This is a genomic window from Glutamicibacter sp. MOO4, assembly GCF_056934395.1.
The window spans coordinates 2,774,568-2,797,517 of the sequence record NZ_CM167800.1; the positions used below are offsets into that span (position 1 = coordinate 2,774,568).

The 22,950-nt window shown below is 56.7% G+C and carries 21 protein-coding genes and 2 pseudogenes; 13 read left to right on the forward strand and 10 right to left on the reverse strand.

Annotation, left to right across the window (positions count from 1 at the left end; genetic code table 11):
• Positions 1-2: 2 nt before the first annotated feature.
• The 4 genes and pseudogenes from AC1Z3F_RS12970 to AC1Z3F_RS12985 all read right to left on the reverse strand — a co-directional run bounded on the left by AC1Z3F_RS12970 (position 3) and on the right by AC1Z3F_RS12985 (position 1,659).
• Complete coding sequence (locus AC1Z3F_RS12970; RefSeq protein WP_483565956.1) at positions 3-554, reverse strand: DUF6286 domain-containing protein; 552 nt, start codon at positions 552-554, stop codon at positions 3-5.
• Positions 551-931 carry an Asp23/Gls24 family envelope stress response protein gene (locus AC1Z3F_RS12975; RefSeq protein WP_483565957.1) on the reverse strand — a complete coding sequence of 127 codons (381 nt, stop codon included), beginning with the start codon at positions 929-931 and terminating at the stop codon, positions 551-553. The genes AC1Z3F_RS12970 and AC1Z3F_RS12975 overlap by 4 nt, the downstream gene beginning before the upstream one ends.
• Positions 928-1,104, reverse strand: a complete 177-nt coding sequence (locus AC1Z3F_RS12980) for a hypothetical protein (protein ID WP_165477316.1) — start codon at positions 1,102-1,104, stop codon at positions 928-930. The genes AC1Z3F_RS12975 and AC1Z3F_RS12980 overlap by 4 nt, the downstream gene beginning before the upstream one ends.
• Before the next feature lie 24 nt (positions 1,105-1,128).
• Positions 1,129-1,659, reverse strand: a pseudogene (locus AC1Z3F_RS12985) (Asp23/Gls24 family envelope stress response protein).
• 97 nt (positions 1,660-1,756) lie between these two features.
• On the opposite strand from AC1Z3F_RS12985, the gene AC1Z3F_RS12990 reads away from it, so the two are divergent.
• Together AC1Z3F_RS12990 and AC1Z3F_RS12995 are read left to right on the forward strand one after the other, a co-directional pair.
• Entirely contained in the window at positions 1,757-2,299 is a 543-nt protein-coding gene (locus AC1Z3F_RS12990) for an RNA polymerase sigma factor (RefSeq protein ID WP_483565958.1), read from the forward strand.
• Positions 2,296-2,871: a hypothetical protein gene (locus AC1Z3F_RS12995; RefSeq protein ID WP_483565959.1), complete on the forward strand. Its 576-nt coding sequence runs from the start codon at positions 2,296-2,298 to the stop codon at positions 2,869-2,871. The genes AC1Z3F_RS12990 and AC1Z3F_RS12995 overlap by 4 nt, the downstream gene beginning before the upstream one ends.
• Before the next feature lie 59 nt (positions 2,872-2,930).
• Here AC1Z3F_RS12995 and AC1Z3F_RS13000 read toward each other — a convergent pair whose 3' ends face one another.
• A complete protein-coding gene (locus AC1Z3F_RS13000) occupies positions 2,931-3,926 on the reverse strand; it encodes a FecCD family ABC transporter permease (protein WP_483565960.1) in 996 nt (331 codons plus the stop codon).
• Positions 3,923-4,912 carry an iron chelate uptake ABC transporter family permease subunit gene (locus AC1Z3F_RS13005; protein ID WP_483565961.1) on the reverse strand — a complete coding sequence of 330 codons (990 nt, stop codon included), beginning with the start codon at positions 4,910-4,912 and terminating at the stop codon, positions 3,923-3,925. The genes AC1Z3F_RS13000 and AC1Z3F_RS13005 overlap by 4 nt, the downstream gene beginning before the upstream one ends.
• 166 nt (positions 4,913-5,078) lie before the next feature.
• Between AC1Z3F_RS13005 and AC1Z3F_RS13010 the strand changes: the two genes are divergently transcribed.
• Positions 5,079-6,110, forward strand: coding sequence for an ABC transporter substrate-binding protein (locus tag AC1Z3F_RS13010; protein ID WP_483565962.1), 1,032 nt, complete (start codon positions 5,079-5,081; stop codon positions 6,108-6,110).
• Between the two features lie 187 nt (positions 6,111-6,297).
• Here the strand turns inward: AC1Z3F_RS13010 and AC1Z3F_RS13015 are convergent, their stop codons facing one another.
• On the reverse strand, positions 6,298-7,062 hold the full coding sequence (locus AC1Z3F_RS13015; RefSeq protein ID WP_483565963.1) for a carbonic anhydrase: 765 nt from the start codon (positions 7,060-7,062) through the stop codon (positions 6,298-6,300).
• A 237-nt stretch (positions 7,063-7,299) separates the two neighbouring features.
• Between AC1Z3F_RS13015 and AC1Z3F_RS13020 the strand changes: the two genes are divergently transcribed.
• The 6 genes and pseudogenes from AC1Z3F_RS13020 to AC1Z3F_RS13045 all read left to right on the forward strand — a co-directional run bounded on the left by AC1Z3F_RS13020 (position 7,300) and on the right by AC1Z3F_RS13045 (position 14,210).
• The gene (locus AC1Z3F_RS13020) at positions 7,300-7,935 is read left to right on the forward strand and encodes a TetR/AcrR family transcriptional regulator (RefSeq protein ID WP_483565964.1); all 636 of its coding nucleotides are present in this window, start codon (positions 7,300-7,302) and stop codon (positions 7,933-7,935) included.
• Positions 7,936-7,938: 3 nt separating this feature from the next.
• A complete protein-coding gene (locus AC1Z3F_RS13025; RefSeq protein WP_483565965.1) occupies positions 7,939-9,543 on the forward strand; it encodes a carboxyl transferase domain-containing protein in 1,605 nt (534 codons plus the stop codon).
• Positions 9,544-9,558: 15 nt separating this feature from the next.
• The gene (locus tag AC1Z3F_RS13030; protein ID WP_483565966.1) at positions 9,559-11,520 is read left to right on the forward strand and encodes an acetyl/propionyl/methylcrotonyl-CoA carboxylase subunit alpha; all 1,962 of its coding nucleotides are present in this window, start codon (positions 9,559-9,561) and stop codon (positions 11,518-11,520) included.
• Positions 11,517-12,023, forward strand: coding sequence for a MaoC family dehydratase (locus AC1Z3F_RS13035; RefSeq protein ID WP_131089469.1), 507 nt, complete (start codon positions 11,517-11,519; stop codon positions 12,021-12,023). The genes AC1Z3F_RS13030 and AC1Z3F_RS13035 overlap by 4 nt, the downstream gene beginning before the upstream one ends.
• Complete coding sequence (locus tag AC1Z3F_RS13040) at positions 12,016-12,831, forward strand: HpcH/HpaI aldolase/citrate lyase family protein (RefSeq protein WP_483565967.1); 816 nt, start codon at positions 12,016-12,018, stop codon at positions 12,829-12,831. Before AC1Z3F_RS13035 ends, AC1Z3F_RS13040 begins: the two co-directional genes overlap by 8 nt.
• A 59-nt stretch (positions 12,832-12,890) precedes the next feature.
• A pseudogene (locus AC1Z3F_RS13045) lies at positions 12,891-14,210 on the forward strand (MFS transporter).
• A gap of 89 nt (positions 14,211-14,299) precedes the next feature.
• Here AC1Z3F_RS13045 and AC1Z3F_RS13050 read toward each other — a convergent pair.
• The gene (locus tag AC1Z3F_RS13050) at positions 14,300-15,493 is read right to left on the reverse strand and encodes an ROK family transcriptional regulator (protein ID WP_262199063.1); all 1,194 of its coding nucleotides are present in this window, start codon (positions 15,491-15,493) and stop codon (positions 14,300-14,302) included.
• A 149-nt stretch (positions 15,494-15,642) separates the two neighbouring features.
• Here AC1Z3F_RS13050 and AC1Z3F_RS13055 point away from each other — a divergent pair, with 149 nt between their 5' ends.
• From AC1Z3F_RS13055 to AC1Z3F_RS13070, 4 genes are all read left to right on the forward strand, one after another.
• Positions 15,643-16,854: an ABC transporter substrate-binding protein gene (locus AC1Z3F_RS13055; protein WP_483565968.1), complete on the forward strand. Its 1,212-nt coding sequence runs from the start codon at positions 15,643-15,645 to the stop codon at positions 16,852-16,854.
• Between the two features lie 18 nt (positions 16,855-16,872).
• A complete protein-coding gene (locus AC1Z3F_RS13060) occupies positions 16,873-17,799 on the forward strand; it encodes a carbohydrate ABC transporter permease (RefSeq protein WP_483565969.1) in 927 nt (308 codons plus the stop codon).
• Positions 17,796-18,671 carry a carbohydrate ABC transporter permease gene (locus tag AC1Z3F_RS13065; protein ID WP_483565970.1) on the forward strand — a complete coding sequence of 292 codons (876 nt, stop codon included), beginning with the start codon at positions 17,796-17,798 and terminating at the stop codon, positions 18,669-18,671. The genes AC1Z3F_RS13060 and AC1Z3F_RS13065 overlap by 4 nt, the downstream gene beginning before the upstream one ends.
• A 61-nt stretch (positions 18,672-18,732) precedes the next feature.
• Complete coding sequence (locus AC1Z3F_RS13070) at positions 18,733-20,394, forward strand: glycoside hydrolase family 13 protein (RefSeq protein WP_483565971.1); 1,662 nt, start codon at positions 18,733-18,735, stop codon at positions 20,392-20,394.
• A 70-nt stretch (positions 20,395-20,464) separates the two neighbouring features.
• Here AC1Z3F_RS13070 and AC1Z3F_RS13075 read toward each other — a convergent pair whose 3' ends face one another.
• Together AC1Z3F_RS13075 and AC1Z3F_RS13080 are read right to left on the reverse strand one after the other, a co-directional pair.
• Positions 20,465-20,902, reverse strand: coding sequence for a DUF6069 family protein (locus AC1Z3F_RS13075; protein WP_131089482.1), 438 nt, complete (start codon positions 20,900-20,902; stop codon positions 20,465-20,467).
• 804 nt (positions 20,903-21,706) lie between these two features.
• Positions 21,707-22,936, reverse strand: coding sequence for an acyl-CoA dehydrogenase family protein (locus AC1Z3F_RS13080; protein WP_131089485.1), 1,230 nt, complete (start codon positions 22,934-22,936; stop codon positions 21,707-21,709).
• Between the last annotated feature and the right edge of the window lie 14 nt (positions 22,937-22,950).

The window sequence follows — 22,950 nt, forward strand, 5'->3', positions numbered from 1 at the left end:
TCTTAGTTCCCTCCTCGCTGCTGGACCGAGACTTTGACCTTGGGCGCCTGTTGCAATGGCAGGCCATCGATCACACTTTGCGCCCGAGCTTGCACGTTCTGCCGAACGCGGTCTACCGAGTGCGCCGGAGTCTGAACACTGACGTGCACCCAGGCCGGCGTGGTCTGTACGCTGGCCCGAGTTACCGAGTCGGTTCGTTCAACCGCGGACCCCACCAAGGTGGCGATGCCCCGGCAAGACATTGCTTGTTCCGATTCGGCGTCCGGATTATCGGTGTCCAACAGGATGCTTTGGCGGCGTCCGGGGATCAGTGCACAAAGCAGCAGTACGAGGCCGAGCACCGCAAGAACGGCCATGACGCTAACTGCCAGGCTGTCATTGAGGCGAACACCGCGGAGCGTATTCAGATCCTGTTCGGCAGGGCCGGTCCATTGGCCACTAACCAATCGCAGGATGCAGGAAAGCGCGAGGAGAATGCTCACGGCCAACAAGGTGATGAACGTGATCATCAAGGCCAACGTGCGAGCACTGCGCACGTGCCAGAATCTTCTCATCGCAGTCTCCTGTTCCTTGTGTTTTGGTCCGGTGAAGACATCCAGCTCACTCGGATGTCAGTTTGTACATTCTGAACGCCCAGATACTTATAAAGATCCTCGGCGACCATGTCCCGCACGTCTTCGCAGGCTTGTTGAACATTGCTCGGATAGCTCAGCCCTAGGTCCAACTCGATGATGACCGCACTTCCGAGCACCTCAGCTTTGGCCTTGGGACGGCTGTCAAAATCTTTGTACTTGCCCAGCCCCAAGATCCCTCCGGCGGCCGAACCAACCACAGGCACCTTGTAGGCGGCCTGAGCGGCGATTTTTGAATAGACGGCCGTATTCACCGTGGTGCTTCCACGATTTGAGGACAGCTCTGTCATTTGATTCACCGCCGACGTTTATTGAACACTTGCGAAAGATCAACCCTGTCCTGCAAAAGCCATCCGACCGCGGCGCCGATGATGGCGAAGAATGCCACCACCACAAACTGGGTGAACGAACCGAAGGCAATCAACAGCCCGGCTAGAGCTCCAATGATCAAACCCCACTTGACGTGTAACATGTTCTGCTCCTTAAGTGCGGACTGTTATTTCAGGCCGTCGCGGGGCTCGGTGTCGTCGTCATCGTCTTCTGGAAGATGCACGTCGGTGACCTCGACGTTCACCTCGATAACCTCCAGGCCGGTGGCACGCTCAACCTGAGCGATGATGTTGGAACGGATCTCGTTGGAGACCTCAACGATTGAGAAGCCGTAGGAAACCACGATCGATACGTCAATGGCGGTCTGCTACTCACCCTTTTCAACACTCACTCCACCAGCGGCGTTGGCCTGTGCACCTGGGATGCGTTCTGCCAATGAGTTGAAGGTTCGACGTGCCGCATTGCCCATGGCGTAAACGCCAGAAACCTCGCGGGTGGCGATGCTGGCGATCTTCTGAACAACACGATCTTCAATGGTGGTCTTACCCAGTTCGGTGTGAAGTGGACCGCGCAGTTCTTCATTGTTCTGCGCTTCATGCGCGGCATTGGCTTTGGCCTGACGCTCCAGCTCTTCGCCGGTTGGCTTGATGATCGGGCCTTGAGAATCGCGTTGCACCATGATGGTCTCCTCATTCATTGAACGGATATTTTGTGCCTTACGCTCGTACAGACGAGAGCTACACAGAAATCATCACACGTTTTGCGCGTGATATAGATCACATTAGGAGGAGTGCTTGGAACCGACCCGACTGACTCTTCTTGTTGGTCGCTCTATGGAAGGCGATCCCGAGGCTTTCGGCGAGCTGGTCACCGGGATGACTCCCGGGCTACGCCAGTACTGCAAGACATTTTTTAGCAGCTGGCACGATGCCGAGGACGCAGAGCAGGACGCGTGGATTCGCGCTGGGCAGTCTCTGGACTCGCTGCGCGAACGAGCCGCGTTTAAGACCTGGCTCTACCGCTTGGCTCGAAATATTTGCCTGGATCGAATCCGCCAACGAGTCAACGATCAACAACCGCTGGATGGCGAAGTACTCGAACAAACCCCAGCCCCCGAACGAGAATTACCCGAAAATATTGCCGTACAACGTGGAGAAGTTGCCGATGCTTGGGAGATCATTAATTCGTTGCCCTCGGCACTACGCCAGACCTTCGTATTGGTGGCACTCCAGGACATGAGCTACAAGGAAGCCGCCTTGGTAACCAACGTTTCAGAATCAACTGTGCGAGGGCGACTTGCACGGGCACGCAATGCAATCAGTGAGGCGGTGTCATGACTACCCTTCCCTGCGGGCGCTCTACCGAAGACGTCCTACTAAACCTCGATGAGCCAGCCGATCTACACGAGCTGCAGTGCCGATGGTGCCATGCCGAGCGCCAGCGACTCAAAGACCAGAATGGGTTCATCACCCAGCTACTACAAAGCTCCATGCCCGAGCATCAATCCGAGGCTTTCTCGCAAGGCATCTTGGGCAAGATTGCAGGCTTTGTGCCGCGTCAACGCGTATGGGATGTGCAGGATTCTGCGACAGGTCAGCCACAACGAATGTCCTCGTTGGACTTGATCAAAGCGATCAGAGCGGTGTTTGCCAGTTCAACCACGGCTCAGTTGAATTTCACGGAATTCAAGGCCACCGACACTGCGATTCCGCATCTCGCATGGAAAGCTCAATGCCATGTGAGCATGTCGGAGGATAGCTCGGTTCAGGTGATCGAACAGCAGGTACTGGACTACGTTTCTCAAGCGATCAGTCCGCCGATTACCTGGAATGAGTTAGTCGTTGATCTGGTGATCGAGGATCTTCACGGTCACGCTATCGAGTCCATCACGCTGCGCGGAGAAAACTAGTCCGCGCGCACCACGGTGTTGTTCGGTTCTCGGGTGGGGTCATTAACAATGACCTCACCCTAAAGACGGGTGGTTCGCCGATTCAATAGGTAGATCAAATACACGCCACCAAACACGACGGTCACCACACCAACGGGCAGCTGTACCGGAGCAAAAAGACGCTGAGCAAGTAGATCACTACTGGCTAGCAGCAAGGCACCAACAAGGGCGGTGGGTAGTAATTGAAGTCCGTTAGCTCCGGCTAAACGCCGAGCAATCTGCGGGGCCACCAATGCCACAAAGGCAATGGGTCCTGCCAACGAGGTGACGGCGGCAACCAAAAGGACTGCCAGCACCACCAAGAATAATTTGGTGCGCTCCACCCGCATACCAAGGGCCCGGCACAGGTCATCCCCCAACTGCAGCATTTGTAACCGTGATGAACTGGCCAGCAAGGCGATGGAAACGAGCACCAGTAGGATGCTTGTGGGAATCACCGATTGCCAAGTCAGCCCGTTCAGGCTTCCTGCACCCCAGACCGCGGCGGCCATGGCCACGTCGAGTTCGGCCCGCAGCACCATGAAGTGATTAAACGAAGCCAGCACCGAGGAAATGCCGATGCCAACAAGGATGAGTCGAAAGCCAGCGGTTCCATTGCGCCAAGCCAGCGCATAAACCAGAACCGCAGTGAGCAAACCTCCCAGCAACGCTCCAATGCTGGTGGCCACAAAGCCACCACCAAGCACGGTTAATGCCACCAGCGCACCGGTGTAGGCGCCGGTGGAAAAGCCGATAATGTCCGGGGAACCCAGCGGGTTTCTGGTCAGCGACTGGAAAACCGCGCCAGAAAGTGCGAGCGCCGCGCCAAAGAGTAAAGCAGCCACGGCTCGTGGCATTCGCCATTGCCAGATCACCATGTTTTCAATGCCTTCTCCGCCGCCGAAGATCACCCGAAGAACCTGCCAAGGGCTCATCTGATACTCACCTCCGGAGATGGCAAGGACAGTGACCAGCAGGCAGAGCACCACCAAGATCAGTAGCGCACTAGGTGCGCGTAATTTGGAACGCAGGCTCACAGTGCCACCGCCTTTCGTCCGCGGGCGATCATGATCAGCAACGGTGCACCGAGGAACGCTGCGACCACACCGGCTTGCAACTCACCGGGCAGCAGAACACGTCCCAGCATGTCAGCGCAGAGCAAAAGCATCGGCGCTAACAACGCAGTGAAGGCGATAATCCATCCGGTATTTGCCCCGGCCAAGCGACGGGCAGCGTGCGGAGCCATCAAACCAATAAATCCGATAGCGCCTACCGCCGCCGTTGAGGCACCGGCCAGAATGGTAATTGCCAGCAAAACAAACACGCGAGTGCGTCCAACATTGGTCCCTAAAGACCGCGCGCTGTCTTCACCCAAGGCCAAAGAATCAAGGGATCTGGCAGAGCTGGCCGCGAGCACTAGTCCCACGACAAGGCAACCAGCCAGGGTGAGAATAATCGAAGGATCACGGCCCTGCAGCGAACCGATAGTCCACGCTCGCAGCTGATCAAAAGCTTGAGGCTTGACCAAGGATAGGGCCGTTCCGACACCAGTGAGCACCGCACCGATAGCTACGCCGGAGAGCACCAGTCGGACCGGATCGCTGGACCCAGGCCGAGGCATTCCCACCACATAAACTACGGCCGTGGTCAGCAGTGCTCCGATAAAGGCAAAAAATACGTATCCGCTGAAGCTTTGGATTCCCAAGAATCCGACGGAAATCACGATGGCCAGCGATGCTCCTGCGTTCACGCCCAGAATTCCGGGCTCGGCCAAAGGATTTCGTGTCAGACTTTGCGCCAGGACGCCAGAGACCCCGAGGCCCAATCCGGCCAACAAGGCCAGAACCGCGCGCGGTAATCGCGACTCAACCACAATGCTTCGTTCCACTGTGGGGTCGGAATCAAGCAGAGCGTGAATGACGCTTCCCAAAGGCAACGAACGAGATCCAATGGCCAACGACGCCACAACCAAGAGCAGCAATATCGCCGCGAGCGCACAGAGTAGGACCACTTGTCGACTCATGCTGTTGGTGCTGGGCACAGGGTTGGTGGGCCTGGTGAGATTAGCGCTAATGACCGGCGCCCTTCGTCAGATGTACTGCAGGGAACGAGATTACTTTACCGTGCGCAAGCAAAGTTGAGCGTCATAACCTTTGGGTAGGCTTAGTAAAATAAGGTATATTTGTGATGTGAATTTATCGAAGATGGGCACCGCATGGCGCCGCACCCTAATCTCAGCCACCGCCGTAGCGCTGGTTGGCCTGACCGCCGGCTGTGGCGCGTCCACCACTACCGACACCAACTCGGGCAATAAAGATGTTGCGATTGGCGGCGCACATTTCACCACCGCGGATGAGGAGACTGCAAAGTTCGGCTCCGACGCCGAAGCTGGCCAGTTCCCTCGCACCATCACCCACGCCAACGGCACCACCACCTTGGACTCAAAGCCAAAGCGCGTTGTGGTTCTTGATACCGGTGAACTCGATGAAGTGATCTCCCTGGGCATCACCCCGGTAGGCATTCCGTCCACCGAAGGTTCCAGCCCAATCCCGAGCTACCTTGCCGACAAGGTTAAGGACGCCAAGACCGTTGGCACCATCCAGGAACTCAACCTCGAATCCATCGCAGCATTAAAGCCAGACCTGATTCTAGGTTCGCAGCTGCGCGCGGATAAGCTCTACACTCAGCTCAACGAGATCGCACCAACCGTCTTCTCCATTCGTCCAGGTTTCCCTTGGAAGGAAAACTTCCTGCTAGCCGGTGAGGCACTGGGCGAAGAGACCCAGGCTGTGGACGTACTGAATAAGTACCAGGACAAGGCGTCCGCCCTAGGCAACGACGTCAAGGGTGATCCAGAGATCTCCTTGCTGCGCTTCATGCCAGAAAAGATTCGTCTCTACGCCAACAAGTCACTGATTGGTGTGATCCTCAAGGATGCTGGCCTGAAGCGTCCAGAGAACCAAAGTATCGAAGACCTAGCGGCTGAAATTTCTGCTGAAAATCTCACCGAAGCAGACTCGGATTGGATCTTCTACACTTCCTACGGAACCCCTGAAGCCACCGGCGAAAAGGCCGCGATTGTAGGTCCACTATGGAAGAAGCTCAAGGCTGTTCAGAACAATCAAGCTGTGCGCGTGAATGACGACGTTTGGTTCCTAGGCCTAGGCCCAACCGGCGCATCCCAGGTCCTTGATGATCTGCGCACCAACCTGGTGAAGTAACTATTCCTCACCCCGTCTCAACGCACTGCAACCGCGAAGCTTTTGCTCAGCCCGAGCATAGAAAGCTTGGGTAACGTAGTAACTACCTCATTGAAGGTGCGAGTGATGATCGTTGAAATCCCCGTCGGCTTAGCCGACGGGGATTTCACTTTAACGCCTTACCTTGTGTTCCAGGCCGAGATCTCTCTCAGCTTTCCAGCCAACTCACTTCGCCGGTCTGCAGATCATAAACTGCGCTAACCACGCGGGTCCGCTTCTCTTGCACTGCCTTGCGAATAATGGCCGAACGTTCCACCAGCTGCTGCGCAACGGCTATCGCATTAGCCTTGACCACCGTGTTCACTGCGTCAGCGCTTGATCCCGAAACATTTTCCTTGCGGGCCACTGGCGCAATTTGCTCCGCAAAGTCATCCATTTCTCCGGGCAGTTCAGGGTTATCGGCATTCTTTTCCATGGCTTGAAGAGTTCCGGTCACCGCGCCACAGGCCGTATGTCCGAGAATCACCAACAGGGGAACCGAGTAAGGTTCGGAGACGGCAAACTCCATGCTGCCCACCAAGGTGTCATCAAGGACTGCGCCTGCGGTTCTGGTGACAAAGAGGTCACCGATTCCTTGATCAAAAAGCAGCTCCGGGGTAACGCGCGAGTCGACGCACCCGTGGATCAGGGCGAAAGGGCTTTGATGCTCGGCCTGCTCGTCGCGCCGTTCTTCATCTTGGTTGGGGTGCTGAAGCTCGTTCGAAAGATAGCGCTGATTGCCAGCTTTCAGCGCCTTGAGTACCTCGTTCGGTGTCTTGGGTGCTTCAGCATGAGCGACAGGAGCGGTTTCGGTAGCCTCTGGTGTCGAGCAGGCACTCAGAGAGGCCAGTGCGATCAGTCCGGTGGCGCCAGCTAAGAGCTTTCGCCGGCTAGTTACATGGGCAGTGACGACGGTGTCAGTGGGTTGTGGCATAGTGCTTTCCGGTCGTAATTCGTGGGCACCTGAATGTCATTAACTCAGATTTCAATGTAAATACCATCATGAAGCCTACCGTTATGCATTTGATTCATAAACGATTTTCCAAATATTTCGCGCTTGTCAGAACCGCCTCAGAATCAGCCTCTTGAGCTAAAAGTGATTGACACCACACCGGTTCTCGGATTGGATAGACACTGTCAATCGATTGATTGGGAACACAAGGTGGTGTCCATGGAACTGGGTCAAATCCAGCAGGCTGCAGTCTCCTGTTTTGCGCAGCGCGGATTCGCCGCGACCGGTATCCGAGAACTCGGAACAGCCCTGAATCTGAACTCCGCCACCCTCTATCACTATGTCGGTGGCAAAGAAGAACTCCTCGTTGGCATCATCAAAAATTGCCTGACCTCCATGATCGAAGGAGCCGGGCAGACCATCGCCGACAGCACCGATCCAGTACGTCAGCTAGCCCTGCTCGTTGCCTTCCACGTAGGCTTCACCGCCACTAATCCAAAAACCTCCCGCGTCGCAGAACACGAAATGCGCGCGCTGTCCGCCGAGCACGCCAAAGGCATGCAGGCGCTCCGCGATGACTACGAGCAGCTCTTTGCATCCACCCTGGCTACCGGCACAACTCAAGGCCTGTTCAACACCGTGGACCTGGGCATCGCCCGACTAGCCATGATGGAAATGGGCACCGGGGCGTCCCACTGGTATCGCCGCGATGGACGGCTGTCATTGCCCGAAGTGCAACTAAATTTTGTCTCCCTCGCCATGCGAATGCTCGCCGTCACCGACGAATTCCCGTTGGCCATCAAAGAACTCCCTGCCCCGCTGGTTATTGCCAGCGAGCCCGAGCCCAAGGACTGAAAAGTGAAGACGCTTAGTTCCCAACCGGATCCCGCAGCATTTGCGAGCAATACTCAAACCAACGCCGCCCTGCTGGCGGACCTGCATCAACGCCTCGAACGCGCTGGGCGCGGTGGCTCGCAAAAGTCTCGGGAACGCCATGTAGCACGCGGCAAGCTACTGCCCCGCGAGCGTGTGGACCAACTACTCGATGACGGTTCACCGTTTTTGGAAATTGCTCCGCTGGCCGCCGAAGACATGTATGACGGTGCCTGCCCCGGCGCCGGAATGATCGCTGGCGTCGGTTTGGTTCACGGTCGACACGTGCTGATCATTGCCAATGACGCCACCGTCAAGGGTGGCACCTACTTCCCGATGACGGTAAAGAAGCACCTGCGCGCACAAGAGATCGCTTTAGAAAACCGACTGCCTTGCATCTACTTGGTGGACTCCGGCGGCGCATTTTTGCCGATGCAAGATGAGGTCTTCCCGGACCGCGATCACTTCGGCCGAATTTTTTACAACCAAGCGCAGCTTTCCGCCATGAAGATCCCACAGCTGGCCGCGGTCCTCGGATCCTGCACCGCCGGCGGCGCCTACGTTCCGGCGATGAGCGACGAGACGGTCATCGTACGCAACCAAGGCACCATCTTCCTTGGCGGTCCACCACTGGTGAAGGCTGCCATCGGTGAGATTGTCACCGCAGAGGAATTAGGTGGCGGAGACCTGCACGCCAAAACCTCCGGAGTGGTGGACCATCTGGCAGAAAACGATGAGCATGCGCTGATGATCATCCGCGACATCGTTTCCACCCTGCCACCCAACCCCACCCCGGCATGGAACATTGCCGAGCAGGTAACGGAACCACTCTATCCAGGCACCGAACTATCCGGCGTTGTTCCGGTAGACGTCAACGCACCCTATGACGTGCACGAAGTCATCGCCCGAATTGTGGACGGCAGTAAATTCCATGAGTTCAAAGCCGACTACGGCACCACCCTGGTCACCGGATTTGCGCATATCCACGGCCACCAAGTCGGGATCATTGCGAACAACGGGGTACTCTTCTCCGAATCGGCCATGAAGGGTGCCCACTTCATCGAGCTCTGCGACCAGCGCGGCATCCCGCTGATCTTCCTGCAGAATCTCGCCGGGTTTATGGTGGGCCGCGACTATGAGGCGGACGGCATCGCCAAGCATGGAGCCAAGATGGTCACCGCGGTAGCAACCGCCCGGGTCCCCAAGTTGACGGTCATCATCGGTGGATCCTTTGGGGCAGGCAACTATTCGATGTGTGGGCGTGCCTATTCACCACGCTTCTTGTGGATGTGGCCCAATGCGCGCATCTCCGTGATGGGCGGCAACCAAGCCTCCTCGGTGCTGGCCACAGTTAAGCGCGACGGGATCGAAGCCGGTGGTGGCTCCTGGAGCAGCGACGAAGAAGAGGACTTCAAAGCCCCCATCCGTGAGCAATACGAAACTCAAGGAAACCCGTACTACTCCACCGCGCGTTTGTGGGATGACGGAGTCATTGACCCAGCCGATACCCGCCGGGTGCTTGGCCTTGCCTTAGATGTTTGCGCCCGAACCGAATTACCAGAGACCAGCTTCGGTCTCTTCAGGATGTAGGCCCAGGAGATCACCATGAACAACAAACTTTTTGATACGGTCCTGGTCGCCAACCGCGGAGAAATCGCGGTGCGCATTATTCGCACCCTGCGAGCGCTGGGCATCCGTTCCGTTGCGGTCTACTCCGACGCTGATGCTCAAGCATTGCACGTTGCTCAGGCCGATACCGCGGTCCGTCTTGGCGGTGCTCCCGCTAATGAGAGCTACCTGAACATCGACGCGGTCATTGATGCCTGCAAGACCAGTGGGGCCCAAGCGGTGCACCCAGGTTATGGTTTCCTTTCCGAGAATGTGGAATTCGCCCGCGCCTTAGAAGCTGCCGGGATCACCCTCATTGGTCCACCGGTGGACTCCATCAACCTCATGGGTGACAAGATCCGTTCCAAAAACCACGTGCAGTCCCATCAGGTTCCGGTGGTTCCGGGCATTGCAGAACCGGGCTTGAGCGATGAACAGCTCCTGGCGGCGGCCTCCGATGTAGGTTTCCCGCTCTTGATCAAGCCTTCGGCCGGCGGCGGTGGCAAGGGTATGTTCGCTGTGGAATCCGTAGATCAGCTCCCCGAAGCTCTATCCAGCGCTCGGCGCACCGCGCTGAACGCCTTTGGCGATGACACCTTGTTCTTGGAACGCTTGGTGCGCAATCCCCGGCATATCGAGGTACAGATTCTGGCTGATTCGCACGGCAACACCGTGCACCTCGGCGAGCGCGAATGCTCGCTACAGCGCAGACATCAGAAGATCATCGAGGAAGCGCCTGCCCCGCTGTTCGAAAATCTGGAGCACGGCGCACAAATCCGTGAACGCATCGGAGCATCCGCCGTAGCTGCCGCGCAGTCGGTCGGATACGTGGGCGCTGGAACCGTGGAGTTCTTGGTCAGCGACGAAAATCCGGACGAGTTCTTCTTCATGGAAATGAATACCCGTTTGCAGGTGGAGCATCCGGTCACCGAAGAAGTGGTGCGGGTTAACGGAGAAAAACTGGATCTGGTGGATTGGCAGGTGCGCATCGCAGCCGGTCAAACACTGAACTTCACTCAGGAACAGGTATTGCTCGTTGGCCACGCAATCGAGGCACGCCTGTACGCAGAAGACCCATCGGCCGGTTTCCTGCCCTCGGTCGGAACCGTGCTGAAGGTTCGAGAACCGGTCAACGTGCGTGTAGATAGTTCCCTGCGCGAAGGGCTAGAAATCAGTGCCCACTATGATCCGATGCTGGCCAAGTTGATCGCTTGGGGTCAGGATCGAACCGAGGCGTTGACCAAGCTGGACCGCGCTCTGGCGGACACCGTTGTACTGGGCGTACTGACCAACAACGAATATTTGCGCCTGCTGTTGGCCGATGAACAGGTGGCCGCCGGACAGTTGGATACTAATCTCATTGCGCGCAAGATGGATCAGTTCACCTTCCGCACTATCGGTCCCAGCGAATTGGCGCTGGCTGCTCAGCTGGAATATCAGCAAGTACCTACACTGCGCACCCCGTGGGGCGCCCGCGATGGCTGGCGGGCCGGGGTGCACCGCCCGATCATCATGCACTTCGAAGTTGGTGATACTCACGTCCAAACGTCACTGCCGGTTGGAGCCGAGCCCACAAGCATCGAACATGCTTTTGCCCCCGATGGCACCCTGTGGCTCAGCGATCAGGGATGGAGCGCTGCCTTTCGCAAACTGTCACGTGAAGAAGTACTCGAACGCCAGTTGGCCAGCCTGGCCAAAGAATCGGGCACCTACTCCCCCGATGTACAGACTCCAATGCCGGGCACCGTCATCTCTGTGCAAGTCAGCGACGGTCAACAGGTAAGCGCTGGCCAGGTGCTGGCCATTGTGGAAGCGATGAAGATGGAGCACCAGCTGCTGGCTCCGGTTGACGGAATTGTTCACATCTCGGCGCTACAGGCAGGAGATCTGGTCAAGGCCAAACAGGTGATCGCCACCGTGGAACCAATCCTAGAAACTGAACAGGAGCACCGAGCATGAGCCAGCAACGATTTGAACAGCGCGGCCTGTATTTTGATGAACTGGTGCTGGGAGCCAGCTACGTTCACAAGCCCGGTCGCACCCTGAGCGAGGCGGATAACATCGCCTTCACCACCATGACCATGAACAATCAGGGCTTACATCTGGATGCCGCGTGGGCCGCCACCCAACCATTCGGCAGGCCGCTGATTAATTCACTGTTGACGCTGAGCACCATGATTGGTCAATCGGTGGCGCAGCTGACCGAAGGCACCATCATTGGCCAGCTGGGCATCAACGACGTGCGCTTCCCTCACCCGATGTTCCACGGCGATACCCTGTACACCGAAACCGAGATCACCGAATTGCGCCCCTCCAAATCTCGACCCGGCCAAGGCTTAGCCTCGATGACGCATACCGGACGCAACCAGCACGGCGAGATTGTCGCCACCGCCACCCGCACCTGTTTGATGTGGACCCAACAGGCGCACCAAGAATCGTTGAAGGCAGAGTCCGATGACTAGTTTCCAGATGGGTCCGGCTATTCTCTTCTGCCCTGCGGACCGGCCGGAGCGTTTTACCAAGGCCGCGGATCGGGCCGATGCGGTAATCATTGATTTAGAAGATGCTGTAGCCCATGAAAATAAGGACGCAGCCCGCACTGCACTGGTGGAAAGCAGCCTAGATCCGGCGCGCACCATTGTGCGAGTGAACCCCGTAGACACCGAACACTTCGCCCGCGACCTTGAAGCGGTACGGCGTACCAACTACACCACGCTCATGTTGCCCAAGGCGCAGTCGGCCGCGGAACCTGCCCAGCTAGCTGACTACGACGTGGTGGCGCTATGTGAAACCGCGGCCGGCATCGCCAACGTGGCGCAGATTGCGGCAGCCCCGAATGTGGTGGCCCTGATGTGGGGCGCCGAAGATCTGATTGCCTCGCTGGGCGGGACTTCTTCGCGTCATGATGATGGCAGCTATCGCCAGGTGGCCAGCTTTGCCCGTTCCCAGGTGCTCATCCATGCGGTAGCCAACGGAAAAGCTGCCATCGACTCGGTGTATCTGAACATCCCAGACACCGAAGGATTGTTCCTCGAATCCCAGGATGCCAAGGCCTCTGGCTTCTCGGCCAAAGCCTCCATCCATCCCAACCAGATGCAGATTATCCGTCAGGCCTACGCGCCAACGGCTGTCGAAGTGGCGTTGGCCGAACGAGTACTGGCCGAGGCCAAGACCCATCCGGGCGTTTTCTCCTTGGACGGGAAGATGGTGGATGAACCGTTACTGCGTCAGGCTCGGGCTACCCTTGCCAGCGCCGCGAAGCTGGGCTAAGAGTCGCAAGATTAGTCACGAACTAGGCCACAGGTGCGTGCCAGTGTGATGTTTTGTTTATGAACGATCAGCCCGACTCCGCAATAGCTCCGCCTTCCGCCCGGCGTCCCCGAGTACACCGGGCTTGGCTGGTAGCCATCGTCACCACTTTGGCCTTGGTTGCGGCAGCGGCTTTTCGGTCCACCACCGGCGCATTTTTTGAACCTCTTGAAGCAGAGTTCGGCTGGCAGCGTTCTCAACTATCCACAGCAGTAGCCATCAACCTGGTGGTTTACGGCTTGGCCGCACCTTTTGCTGCCACCTTGCTGGAACGCTATTCGATGCGCAAGGTGGCGATGGCAGCTTTGGCCTTGGTGGCCACCGGTGCCGGACTGTCCGTTTTTATCAGCCACTACTGGCAGTTGTGGTTGCTTTGGGGCGTGCTTGTCGGATTGGGAACCGGCGCCATGGCTCTGGTCTTCGGATCCGTAGTCGCCAACCGCTGGTTCAGCAAGCGACGAGGTCTGGTGATGGGGCTGTTCTCTGGCGCCAACGCTGCTGGCCAGCTGATCTTTTTACCTTCCATCGTTGCCATCATTGAAAACGGCTCCTGGCGGATTGCGGCCCTCGTGGTCACCGCCTTTGCCCTACTGATCATTCCGTTTTTACGTTGACCTTTTGCCAACTCCCCAGCCGAGGTCGGGGTACTGCCCTACGGCGCGACCGCACCTGCAGTTCCCGCTGCGAAGCCCGAAGGATCCATGGCCGCGGCGACCTTACGGGTGCTCTTCAGCTCTGCTCGATACCCGGCATTCTGGGTGCTGGCGATGACCTTCTGGATCTGCGGCTGGTCGACTAACGGCCTGGTTCAGACGCACTTCATTCCTGCTGCGCACGATCACGGAATGCCTGCCACCACGGCATCAGGATTGTTGGCACTCATCGGTGTCTTCGACATTCTCGCAACAGTATTTTCGGGCTGGCTCACCGACCGCATACGCCCATGGCTGCTGTTAGCTGTGTACTACCTACTGCGCAGAATGTCGCTACTGTTCTTGCACACCCTGATGGGCCCCACAGTTCAGCCGATAATGTGGATCTTCATCGTCTTCTATGGCCTGGACTGGGTAGCCACGGTTCCGCCTACGGTGGCCTTGTGCCGGCAGTACTTTGGCCCGGTTAAAGCAACTGTCGTTTTTGGTTGGGTGTTCGCTTTCCATATGGTCGGCGCAGGTGCCGGCTCCCTGACTGCAGGCCTATCCCGAGAGACCACCGGAAGTTATCTGGCCGCGTGGATTACCGCTGCAGTGTTGTGTTTTGCAGCTGCTGCCAGCTTGCTGTTGATGCCCCGCATGCGTCAGGCGGTCGAGTCGCCAGTGATTGAACCCGTCCCGTCATAGACGTGCCCTGGCTGTAAATGCTCATCTACCCGGTGCATCGGGAGCGATAGAAACACCCGCACTCGCGCAGGGCTGCATTCCTCGGTGTTTTAGAAAGGTGCAGCCGTACGCACGAGCTGCACTCCGAGGTCAACGGCTCCCCTCATCACGACTTCATTTCCCAGAGTAGAAGCAGTCAGTTGGACACAAGTCAGCGCCGGTTCCTGAGCTAGCTCGCGCTGGGCAATGGAAACTACTGGCCCCACGATTTCTGCCATCGCACCGGAAAGCACCACACGCTCCAACCCGACAAAGCCGGAAATAACAGCGCTGATCCGAGCCAATCGGGCACCGAGGGATTCCAGGATTTCCTGTGCCAGCTGGTCTTCGTTCGCGGCTGCCTGAAATACGTCTTCTGCACGCAAGGACTCTGCGTCCAAAGACGCCAAGCTACTACTGACGCCGGCGGCCAACGCTGATTTTGCTTGCTCCCTAGCCAAATATCCCAAACCGTGAGCATCACCGACCCCGGCAACTTGCGAAAGGAACCGCATTTCACCGGCCAACCCCTTAGCTCCACGGAGCAGGTGGTTGTCGACCACAACCCCAGCACCGATGCGCTCACCAATCATCAATGAGGCAAAAGAACCTTCAGTGCCATGTGCCAGTTCGGCAATCGCCGCTAGGTTCGCGTCGTTCTCAACCCTCAAGAGGTGCGTATATTTGCCGAGCGCGGATTTCCAATCAGGGTTCATATTTGCCCAAAAACCATTGTCGTCATCCGGCGACGTGCCGAAGGCATCAACTGGCGCGGGAACCCCGATCACCATCGCGGCAAGCTTGTCTACGTTGAATTCAGCTAACACGCCTGCGAGTAGCTTCTCGGTAACGTCAGCTCGATGCTGTCCCGAAGACAGTGGATCCACTTTTGCCTCAGCGCGAGTTTGCAGATTTCCTCGCACATCACTGAGAGTGAGGCTGATGCGGTGTTGGCCTGCATCGATTCCAGCAATCAGGCGATGAGTTCGGTTCAATTCATAACGTAGCGCCGGTCGGCCTTTGGAATAAGCTCCAACAGCCCGAGTGTCTTGGGCCTCGATAAGCCAACCAGATTCAACCAGGTCTTTTGCTTGGTTGAGCACTGTCGCACGAGTTAAACCGGTGAGCGAGATGAGCTCACTGGCGGTCACTGCTTCACAGTCCCAAGCAGCATCCAGAACGCGTTGGGTGTTGCGACGACGCATCGCAGTAACGCCTTCTAGGGACTCGGCGCTCGGTGCATCAATATTTCTCGGTGAACTCACATTCAAAGTATAGACGTGACTTTATTTAGATGCTAAATTTACTGAGAAAATAAAGTGACCCACTTCACTTCCCACTGGAGAAACCTATGAATCTTGGATCAAGTGCCTTGTCACGGCCGTTGCGACGACGGTCGTTCATTGCATCGGTAATGGCAACCGGAGCCATGGCCCTGGCCGGTTGCAGCCCCAGCGACCCCCGAGCCACAATTCGGTTCAACCAGTCCAAGCCGGAAGTGATCCCCTACTTTCGTGATCTGTTGGGGCAGTTCAATGCTTCCCAGAAAACTACTACCGCAACCCACGAGGTAACTGCAGGACTCTCTGCAGCATTCGCTCGCAACGATCCACCGGATTTGGGTTGCCTCAACTACAACTTTGAGATGGCAAGATTCCAAGGACGTGGAGCCCTCTCAGATCTCTCTGATTTGCCCCAGCAAAAGACGAATGCGCCATTCATCAAAGAGCTCCTGGCGCTCTATCCCGACTATCCCGGACGGACATCGGTCTTGCCCTACTCAATGATGGGCGCCGCCGTTCTATACAACAAAGACATTTTTGAGAAACATGATCTCGCCATCCCAACTCGCTATTCAGAACTATTAGAACTCTGCGGTGAGCTGACCGACCTAGGCGTTACGCCCATCTACTCCACGTTCAAAGACGCTTGGACCGCTTCTCAGGGATTAGCCGACTATTCCTTGGGCGGGGCTGTCGACATTAACCAGCACTTTGCTGCACTACGAGAAATCGGTTCGGATTTCACCCCTAATGCTGCCGTCACCTTTTCGAAGTCATTCACCGAGCCGCTACTGAAGATGCAAGAACTGGCCAAGTTCTCCAACAAAGACGCAGCCAATCGTGGCTACGGAGATGGCAACCTTGCATTTGCCAATGGCAAAGCAGCCATGTACCTGCAGGGGCCTTGGGCCCTGCCTGAAATCGCCAAAACCAATCCTGATGCCAATATCGGCGCCTTCCCTCTACCGATGACAGAAGACCCCAACGATCTGAAAATCAGGGTCAATCTCGACCTAGCGCTGTGGATCCCGGAACAGTCCGACCACAAAGCCGAAGCACGTGAACTCCTCGCGTTCCTCTGCCAACCCAAAATCCAAGATGCCTATAACGAATCAGCTCTCGGTTTTGGCGTACGTACCGATTCACCGCCGACCAAAGACCCTCGCCTGAAGCAGATGCAGCCGTACATCGATTCCGGGCGTCTCTATCAAGGAGTATCAACGGCGATTCCGCGAACTATTCCCTTCGAAAACTACATGCAGGGCCTGGTGACCGGCGGCAGCGTAGAGCAGACCCTAGCAACCCTCGACGCGGACTGGGCCCGACTAGCCCAACGCAGTTAGCCAGCTCAGGAGAACACCATGGCACTAACTACTCCCACTAAACCCAGCAACGACGCTAAGGTTGCGACTCCCACCCGACCGGTGAAACGGCGTCAATTCGAAGCCACCTACTTAGGCTTCCTCGTTCCAGCGTTGATCTGCTTCACCATCGCCATCACCCTGCCAGCAGCAATGGGCATCTACTTCAGCTTCACCGACTCGGTGGGATTTGGCGACTACAACCTCGTCGGACTGGCAAATTACGCCGCCTTGTTCACTGATCCAGCCATTATCGGCTCCTACAGCTTCACAATCGGGTTCGCTCTAGTCACCGTCATACTCACCAATGCGTTGGCCTTCTTCCTGGCAGTCGGGCTCACCGCACAAATCCGTGCCCGAGTCGCCCTGCGGACAATCTTTGTCATGCCCATGGTCATTTCCGGCATCGTCATTGCCTATGTTTTTAACTTCTTGTTTTCCAATACCTTGCCCGCCGTAGGTGAATACCTTGGCATTGGCTTCCTCAAGGAGTCGTTGCTGTCTAACCCGGACCTCGCCTGGCTATCCATCGTCATCGTTACTGCCTGGCAGGCCGTGCCATCGGCGATGCTCATCTACATAGCAGGTCTAATGGCTATCCCCTATGACTTGTACGAAGCCTCGTCTTTGGATGGTGCCAGTTCTTTCGGGCAGCTCAAGAATGTCACCCTTCCACTGATGACCGGATACATCGGTATCAACATCATTATCGGATTCAAGAATTTCTTGGGAGCCTACGACATTATTGTCGGCCTGACCAACGGTGGTCCCGGAGTGAAAACTAGGTCGATTGCCATGACAATTTTCACCGGTTTTGAACGCGGAGACTACGCCTACCAGATGGCCAATGCGACCGTCTTCTTCATCATTTCGCTGATTATCGCGCTGTTCCAACTGCGCCTGACCAACAAGGGACAAGCAAAATGAGCCTCACCTTGCAGCAACGACTCAACAAACGCTCGCGCACACGTATCGGACGAGAACGCATCAATTGGTGGGCCACCAGCATCTTGGGCATCTGTGCACTGGCCGTCGTGGTTCCACTGTTCGTCACCATCTCAATGGCGTTCAAATCCGCCAAGCAAGCCGTTGACGGGAAAGCCTTCTCGCTGCCAAAGCCTTTCTCAGTTGACGGGTTCACCGCAGCGTGGGACTTAGTAAACTTCCCGCGGGCCTTCACTATCTCGCTGGTGATTACCCTCGTAGCAGTGCTTGGTGCAGTACTTGTGGCGTCCATGGCCTCGTATGCAATCCACCGGAACTGGAATAAGCGCTTCTATCGCTTCAGCTTCTACTACCTATTGGGAGCAATGTTTCTGCCGTTCCCGGTCTTGGCCCTATCGCAGGTCAAGCTCACTGGCATCTTCGGTCTAGATAACCCGGCAGGTGTTGCGATTCTGCATGTCATGTTCGGACTGTCCTTCAACGTCTTGCTATTTACCTCTTTCTTGCGTGGCCTTCCGGGCGAGCTGGAAGAAAGCGCACGCATCGATGGAGCCAGCAACTGGACCACTTACTGGCGGATCATCTTCCCTCTTCTGGCGCCAATGAGCGCCACGGTGGCTATCTTCGCGTTTCTCAGTTCGTGGAACGACTTCATGATGCCTTCGCTGATCATCTCCCAACAGGCAGATCAAACTCTTCCCGTGGTTCAACAACTTTTCCAAACACAGTTCTCGAATAACTACCACGTGTCCTTTGCCTCGTACCTGATGGCCATGGCCCCCAGCGTGGTGGCCTATCTCTTCACCCAACGTTGGGTGATGTCGGGATTGACCCAAGGCGCCGTCAAATCCTAAACCGCACTAACCGCTACACCCAGCCATTCCTAGGCTGCAAACACCATTGAAAGGAAGCATCATGACACTGCAAGACACCACCCCCAACACCAGCATTTCCAAGGACGCTACTTGGTGGCGCCAAGCTGCCGTGTATCAGATCTATCCGCGCAGTTTCGCGGATTCCAACGCCGACGGTCTAGGTGACCTGAAAGGAATCACTTCGCGGGTCAACTATCTCAAGACCCTGGGCATCGATGCCGTTTGGCTTTCGCCGTTCTACCCATCGGCTCTCGCCGATGGCGGGTACGACGTGGCCGACTACCGCAACGTGGACCCACGACTAGGCACCTTGGACGACTTTGACCAGATGACGCAACAGCTTCATCAGGCAGGCATTAAGGTCATCGTTGATATCGTGCCCAACCATTCATCGAATCTCCACGAATGGTTCCAAGCAGCTATTGCTTCGCCCAAGGGCTCAGCTGAGCGAGATCGTTATATCTTCCGTGATGGAGCAGGACCCGATGGCGACTTGCCTCCAGCCGATTGGGAATCCATCTTCGGTGGACCAGCCTGGGAGCCAGTTGGAGATGGCCAGTGGTATCTACACCTCTTTGCCAAGGAACAACCCGACTTCAACTGGGCCAACAACGAGGTTCGAGAGGACTTCCTCAAGACCCTGCGTTTCTGGTCCGATCGTGGCGTGGACGGTTTCCGCGTTGACGTGGCCCACGCACTGACCAAAGACGTAGCGTTGGCGGATCTGCCCAGTAAAGCGGAGCTTGATGCCCACCCATGGGACGGCACCCACCCCATCTGGGATCGTGATGAGGTCCACGAAATCTATGCTCAATGGCGCCAGGTATTCAACGAGTACGACCCTCCCCGGATTGCCGTGGCAGAGGCCTGGACCAACTCCGATCGTCGTCCTGCCTACGCACGTTCAACCGGGCTTGGCCAAGCTTTCAATTTCGATCTGTTGCAGGCAGACTTTGACGCAGCGGCCTTCAAGAAGATCATTTCTTTCAATCTCGACCAAGCGAATATCGCTGGCTCTTCGACCACGTGGGTGTACTCCAATCATGACGTCGTGCGCCATGCCACCCGCTATGGCCTACCTCTTGCCGGTGATCCAGACTCGGCGAAGAAGTGGTTGCTACACGGGGCCGATCCTTCGGTAATGGATGCGGAGCTAGGACTTCGCCGCGCGCGTGCTGCAACACTGCTGGAGTTGGCTCTTCCCGGTTGCGCGTACTTGTATCAGGGTGAAGAACTGGGTTTGCCAGAGGTCACCGAGATCTCTGACGAACAGCGTCAGGACCCTGCCTTCTTTAAGAACAAGGGCGTAGAGGTAGGACGAGACGGTTGCCGCGTGCCAATCCCTTGGGAAGCCGAGGGCCCATCCTTCGGGTTTGGCGAAGTTCAGCCCCATCTGCCGCAGCCGGAGTCCTTCGGCTCACTAAGCGTCGCGGCACAGAATGGCAATCAGGGATCGACTCTGGAGCTCTACCGCGAGGCGCTGCGCCTACGTAGGGAACTACAAAGCGATGAGTCCCTCCAGTGGCTAGATGCAAGCGAAGGTGTGCTCAGTTTTGTCCGACCAAATGGCTGGATCAGCGTCACGAACTTCAGCGCTCAGCCGCAGTCGCTTCCCGAAGGCACCCTTCTGCTTTCCAGTGCACCATTAGATGAAGCTGGCCGGTTGCCGGCAGCAACAACAGCTTGGTTACGCGCCAAATAGTACCCGTTAAAAAAGCAGTTCGGCACCGCAGAAATGTCTCTGCGGTGCCGAACTGTTTGTATGAGAACCCTTAGGCTACAACAACGTCCTTAGCAGGAATGTGCAGCTTCTTGTTGCCGTAGTGAACAGCGAAGAACCAGGCAGCACCGGTCACGATGTGAATAACGGTCAAGGTCACGGCGGTTGCTACATCCGCAGCGGTCATGATCGCGGAAATGCTCGATACAACTGCAATGACCAAGCCGACCCACTGGGCAACCTTGATGATGCCCTTCTTAGCACGACCGATCAAGAACACGATGAATCCAAAGGCCAGCAGTGGGATCCAGGTTGCCTGCAGGATGTTATCAAAACCGATAACCTTCTCAGGGTTAGAGCCAACCTTCATCGAAGCGCCCGAAGCGATACCGATGAAGAAGATGATGACATTGAGGTAGCCTGCGCCCAGTGCGGCGATGACGACCTGAATGAAGTTAAAAGGGCTATTTGGTTGTCCCTGAGCAGTCATGGTGTTCCTCAAAATCGTTGAAAGTCCTCAACAAGTCTAATTTCGCACCCCCGTGCCTGGGCTCTCATTGGTGCGTGAGATCCACGACAGTTAGGGAAGCTATCTTTCTGAGCGAGCACCCGATGCGCCCAAGCCCTGCTCTCAGTGACAACTCCCAGTACATCTTGGTCAAACCGGCGTAAACTGAAATTGGAGTTTACTTCCACTTTTTACCTCGTTAGAGGTTTCCTCCTTCCGGCATCAAGCTCTTGTGCTGTCCTTCAATTTCTAGGACGGCGTTCAGATTAACGCAGCAGTGTTGAACCGGATATCACTCTTTAGCCACCGTGACATGGCATCCACATCAATTCACAAAGCCTGCGACACTCGCAGCAATAAGGGCAAAGCAGTAACGGAGAATCCGTCATGGATAAGCCAATCAGCTGCCCACGGTGTTATCGAAACACGTTGGTAGAAACCGAAACCCGTCGATACATCGATGAGCAACGCCAATTAAAAAGCTGGGACAACGAAGGTGGCCACGACGCTGGCCAGCGTCAAGATTCCCAGATGACAATGCGTGAAGTGGCCTGGACCTGCACCTCGTGCGGATGGAAAAGGTCGCCTACAGCACCCAAGAACCAGTTCTTGGGCCAGAACGACGCATCGAAAAATTCTCACAGAGCACGCAACGACTCCAGACAACAGCAGCGCAAACCACCCACAGCTCGGGCAACCATTCCTAAATGAAGCCCGGCCGCGACGCACAAAATACTGCAGGCCCAGCATCGGCAAAGAATGCTGGGCCTGCAAGATTTTTGACGGTTACTTCGAGGCGCCGATGGCCCACACACGTGGCAATTCAGTGCCGTTGACCGCAAGATCACCGATCAAACGCGCCTTGAACACCCACGGGTTGTGGTTACCTGCGGTGCGCGCATTGCGCCAGTGCCGATCCAGATTCTTCGAAACGCTGGTGGCCGAAGCGGCCAACGCATCAAAGGCATGGGTGATGGCGTTGAGCACCAGCGGGGTGAGCACCACCTGAGCCTGGGCGCTGGCCACTTCGGCAGCATCATTGGCGGCTTCATCTTCTTCCACCGAAATCTGCCCCGACTGCAAAGCCAACGCAGTTTCATAGGCAGACTCAAGAGCCTGCGAAACACGTTCCACCGTTCCCGCCGCGGCAAATGCCACCGCCGAAACCTCACCGATGACCTGCAACAATTGCGGATCCTCCGCGGCCACATTGGCTGCCGCATGGCTGAACGTGCGCTTGCGTGCCTTTAACTCTGCCGCAAAATCACGTTCTGCCGCCTTGGCCGAACCAGCCAGCACCGCCAGCAACACCTGCTGATAAAAAGCAGTCTGGTACTTGAAGCGGGTATCAAAGTCGATCAGATCTTCTTCGGCCACAATCGCATCGGTAAACGTCGAGGTTCCGGTGCCGGTGGTGCGCTGACCAAAACCATCCCAGTCATCGGCCAGCTCAACCCCTGGCTGGTGCCGGTTGACCGCGGCGATCACCCGCTTGCCGGTATCCGTGCGCTCCGCGTAGGTATCCAGCCAGTCAGCGAAGATCGAGCCGGTGGAGTAGTACTTGGTGCCGTTAATCCGGAACCCACCTTCACCGTCCGGGGTGACCTTGGTGATCACGTCCCCGACCTTCACCGTACCGACCTCGGTCCAAGAGTTGCCCACCAGCTCACCATCAACAAAACGGGCCAGCCACTTATCCCGGCCCGCACCAGGAGCAGAGATCAGCCGATCCTCCACAAAGGCGAAGTGCGCCCGCAACGCTTGGGCGATGTTGGAATCAGCGGCAGCCAAATCCACAAAGAGTTCAAAGAGCTCGGGCAGGGTGGCACCTGCTCCGCCATGCGATTCTGGAATACGAACCGCACCAAAACCGGCGGCGGCAAGGTCCGCCACCTGCTGATAGGGCAGCTCACCGGTTCGGTCGCGTTCGGCGGCGCCGGCCGCGATCTGCTCAAAAATCGGTGCGAAGCGCGCCTTGAGAGTCGCGCGCGAATTGCCTGTAGCAAGTGCAGTCATCGTTGGATCCTATC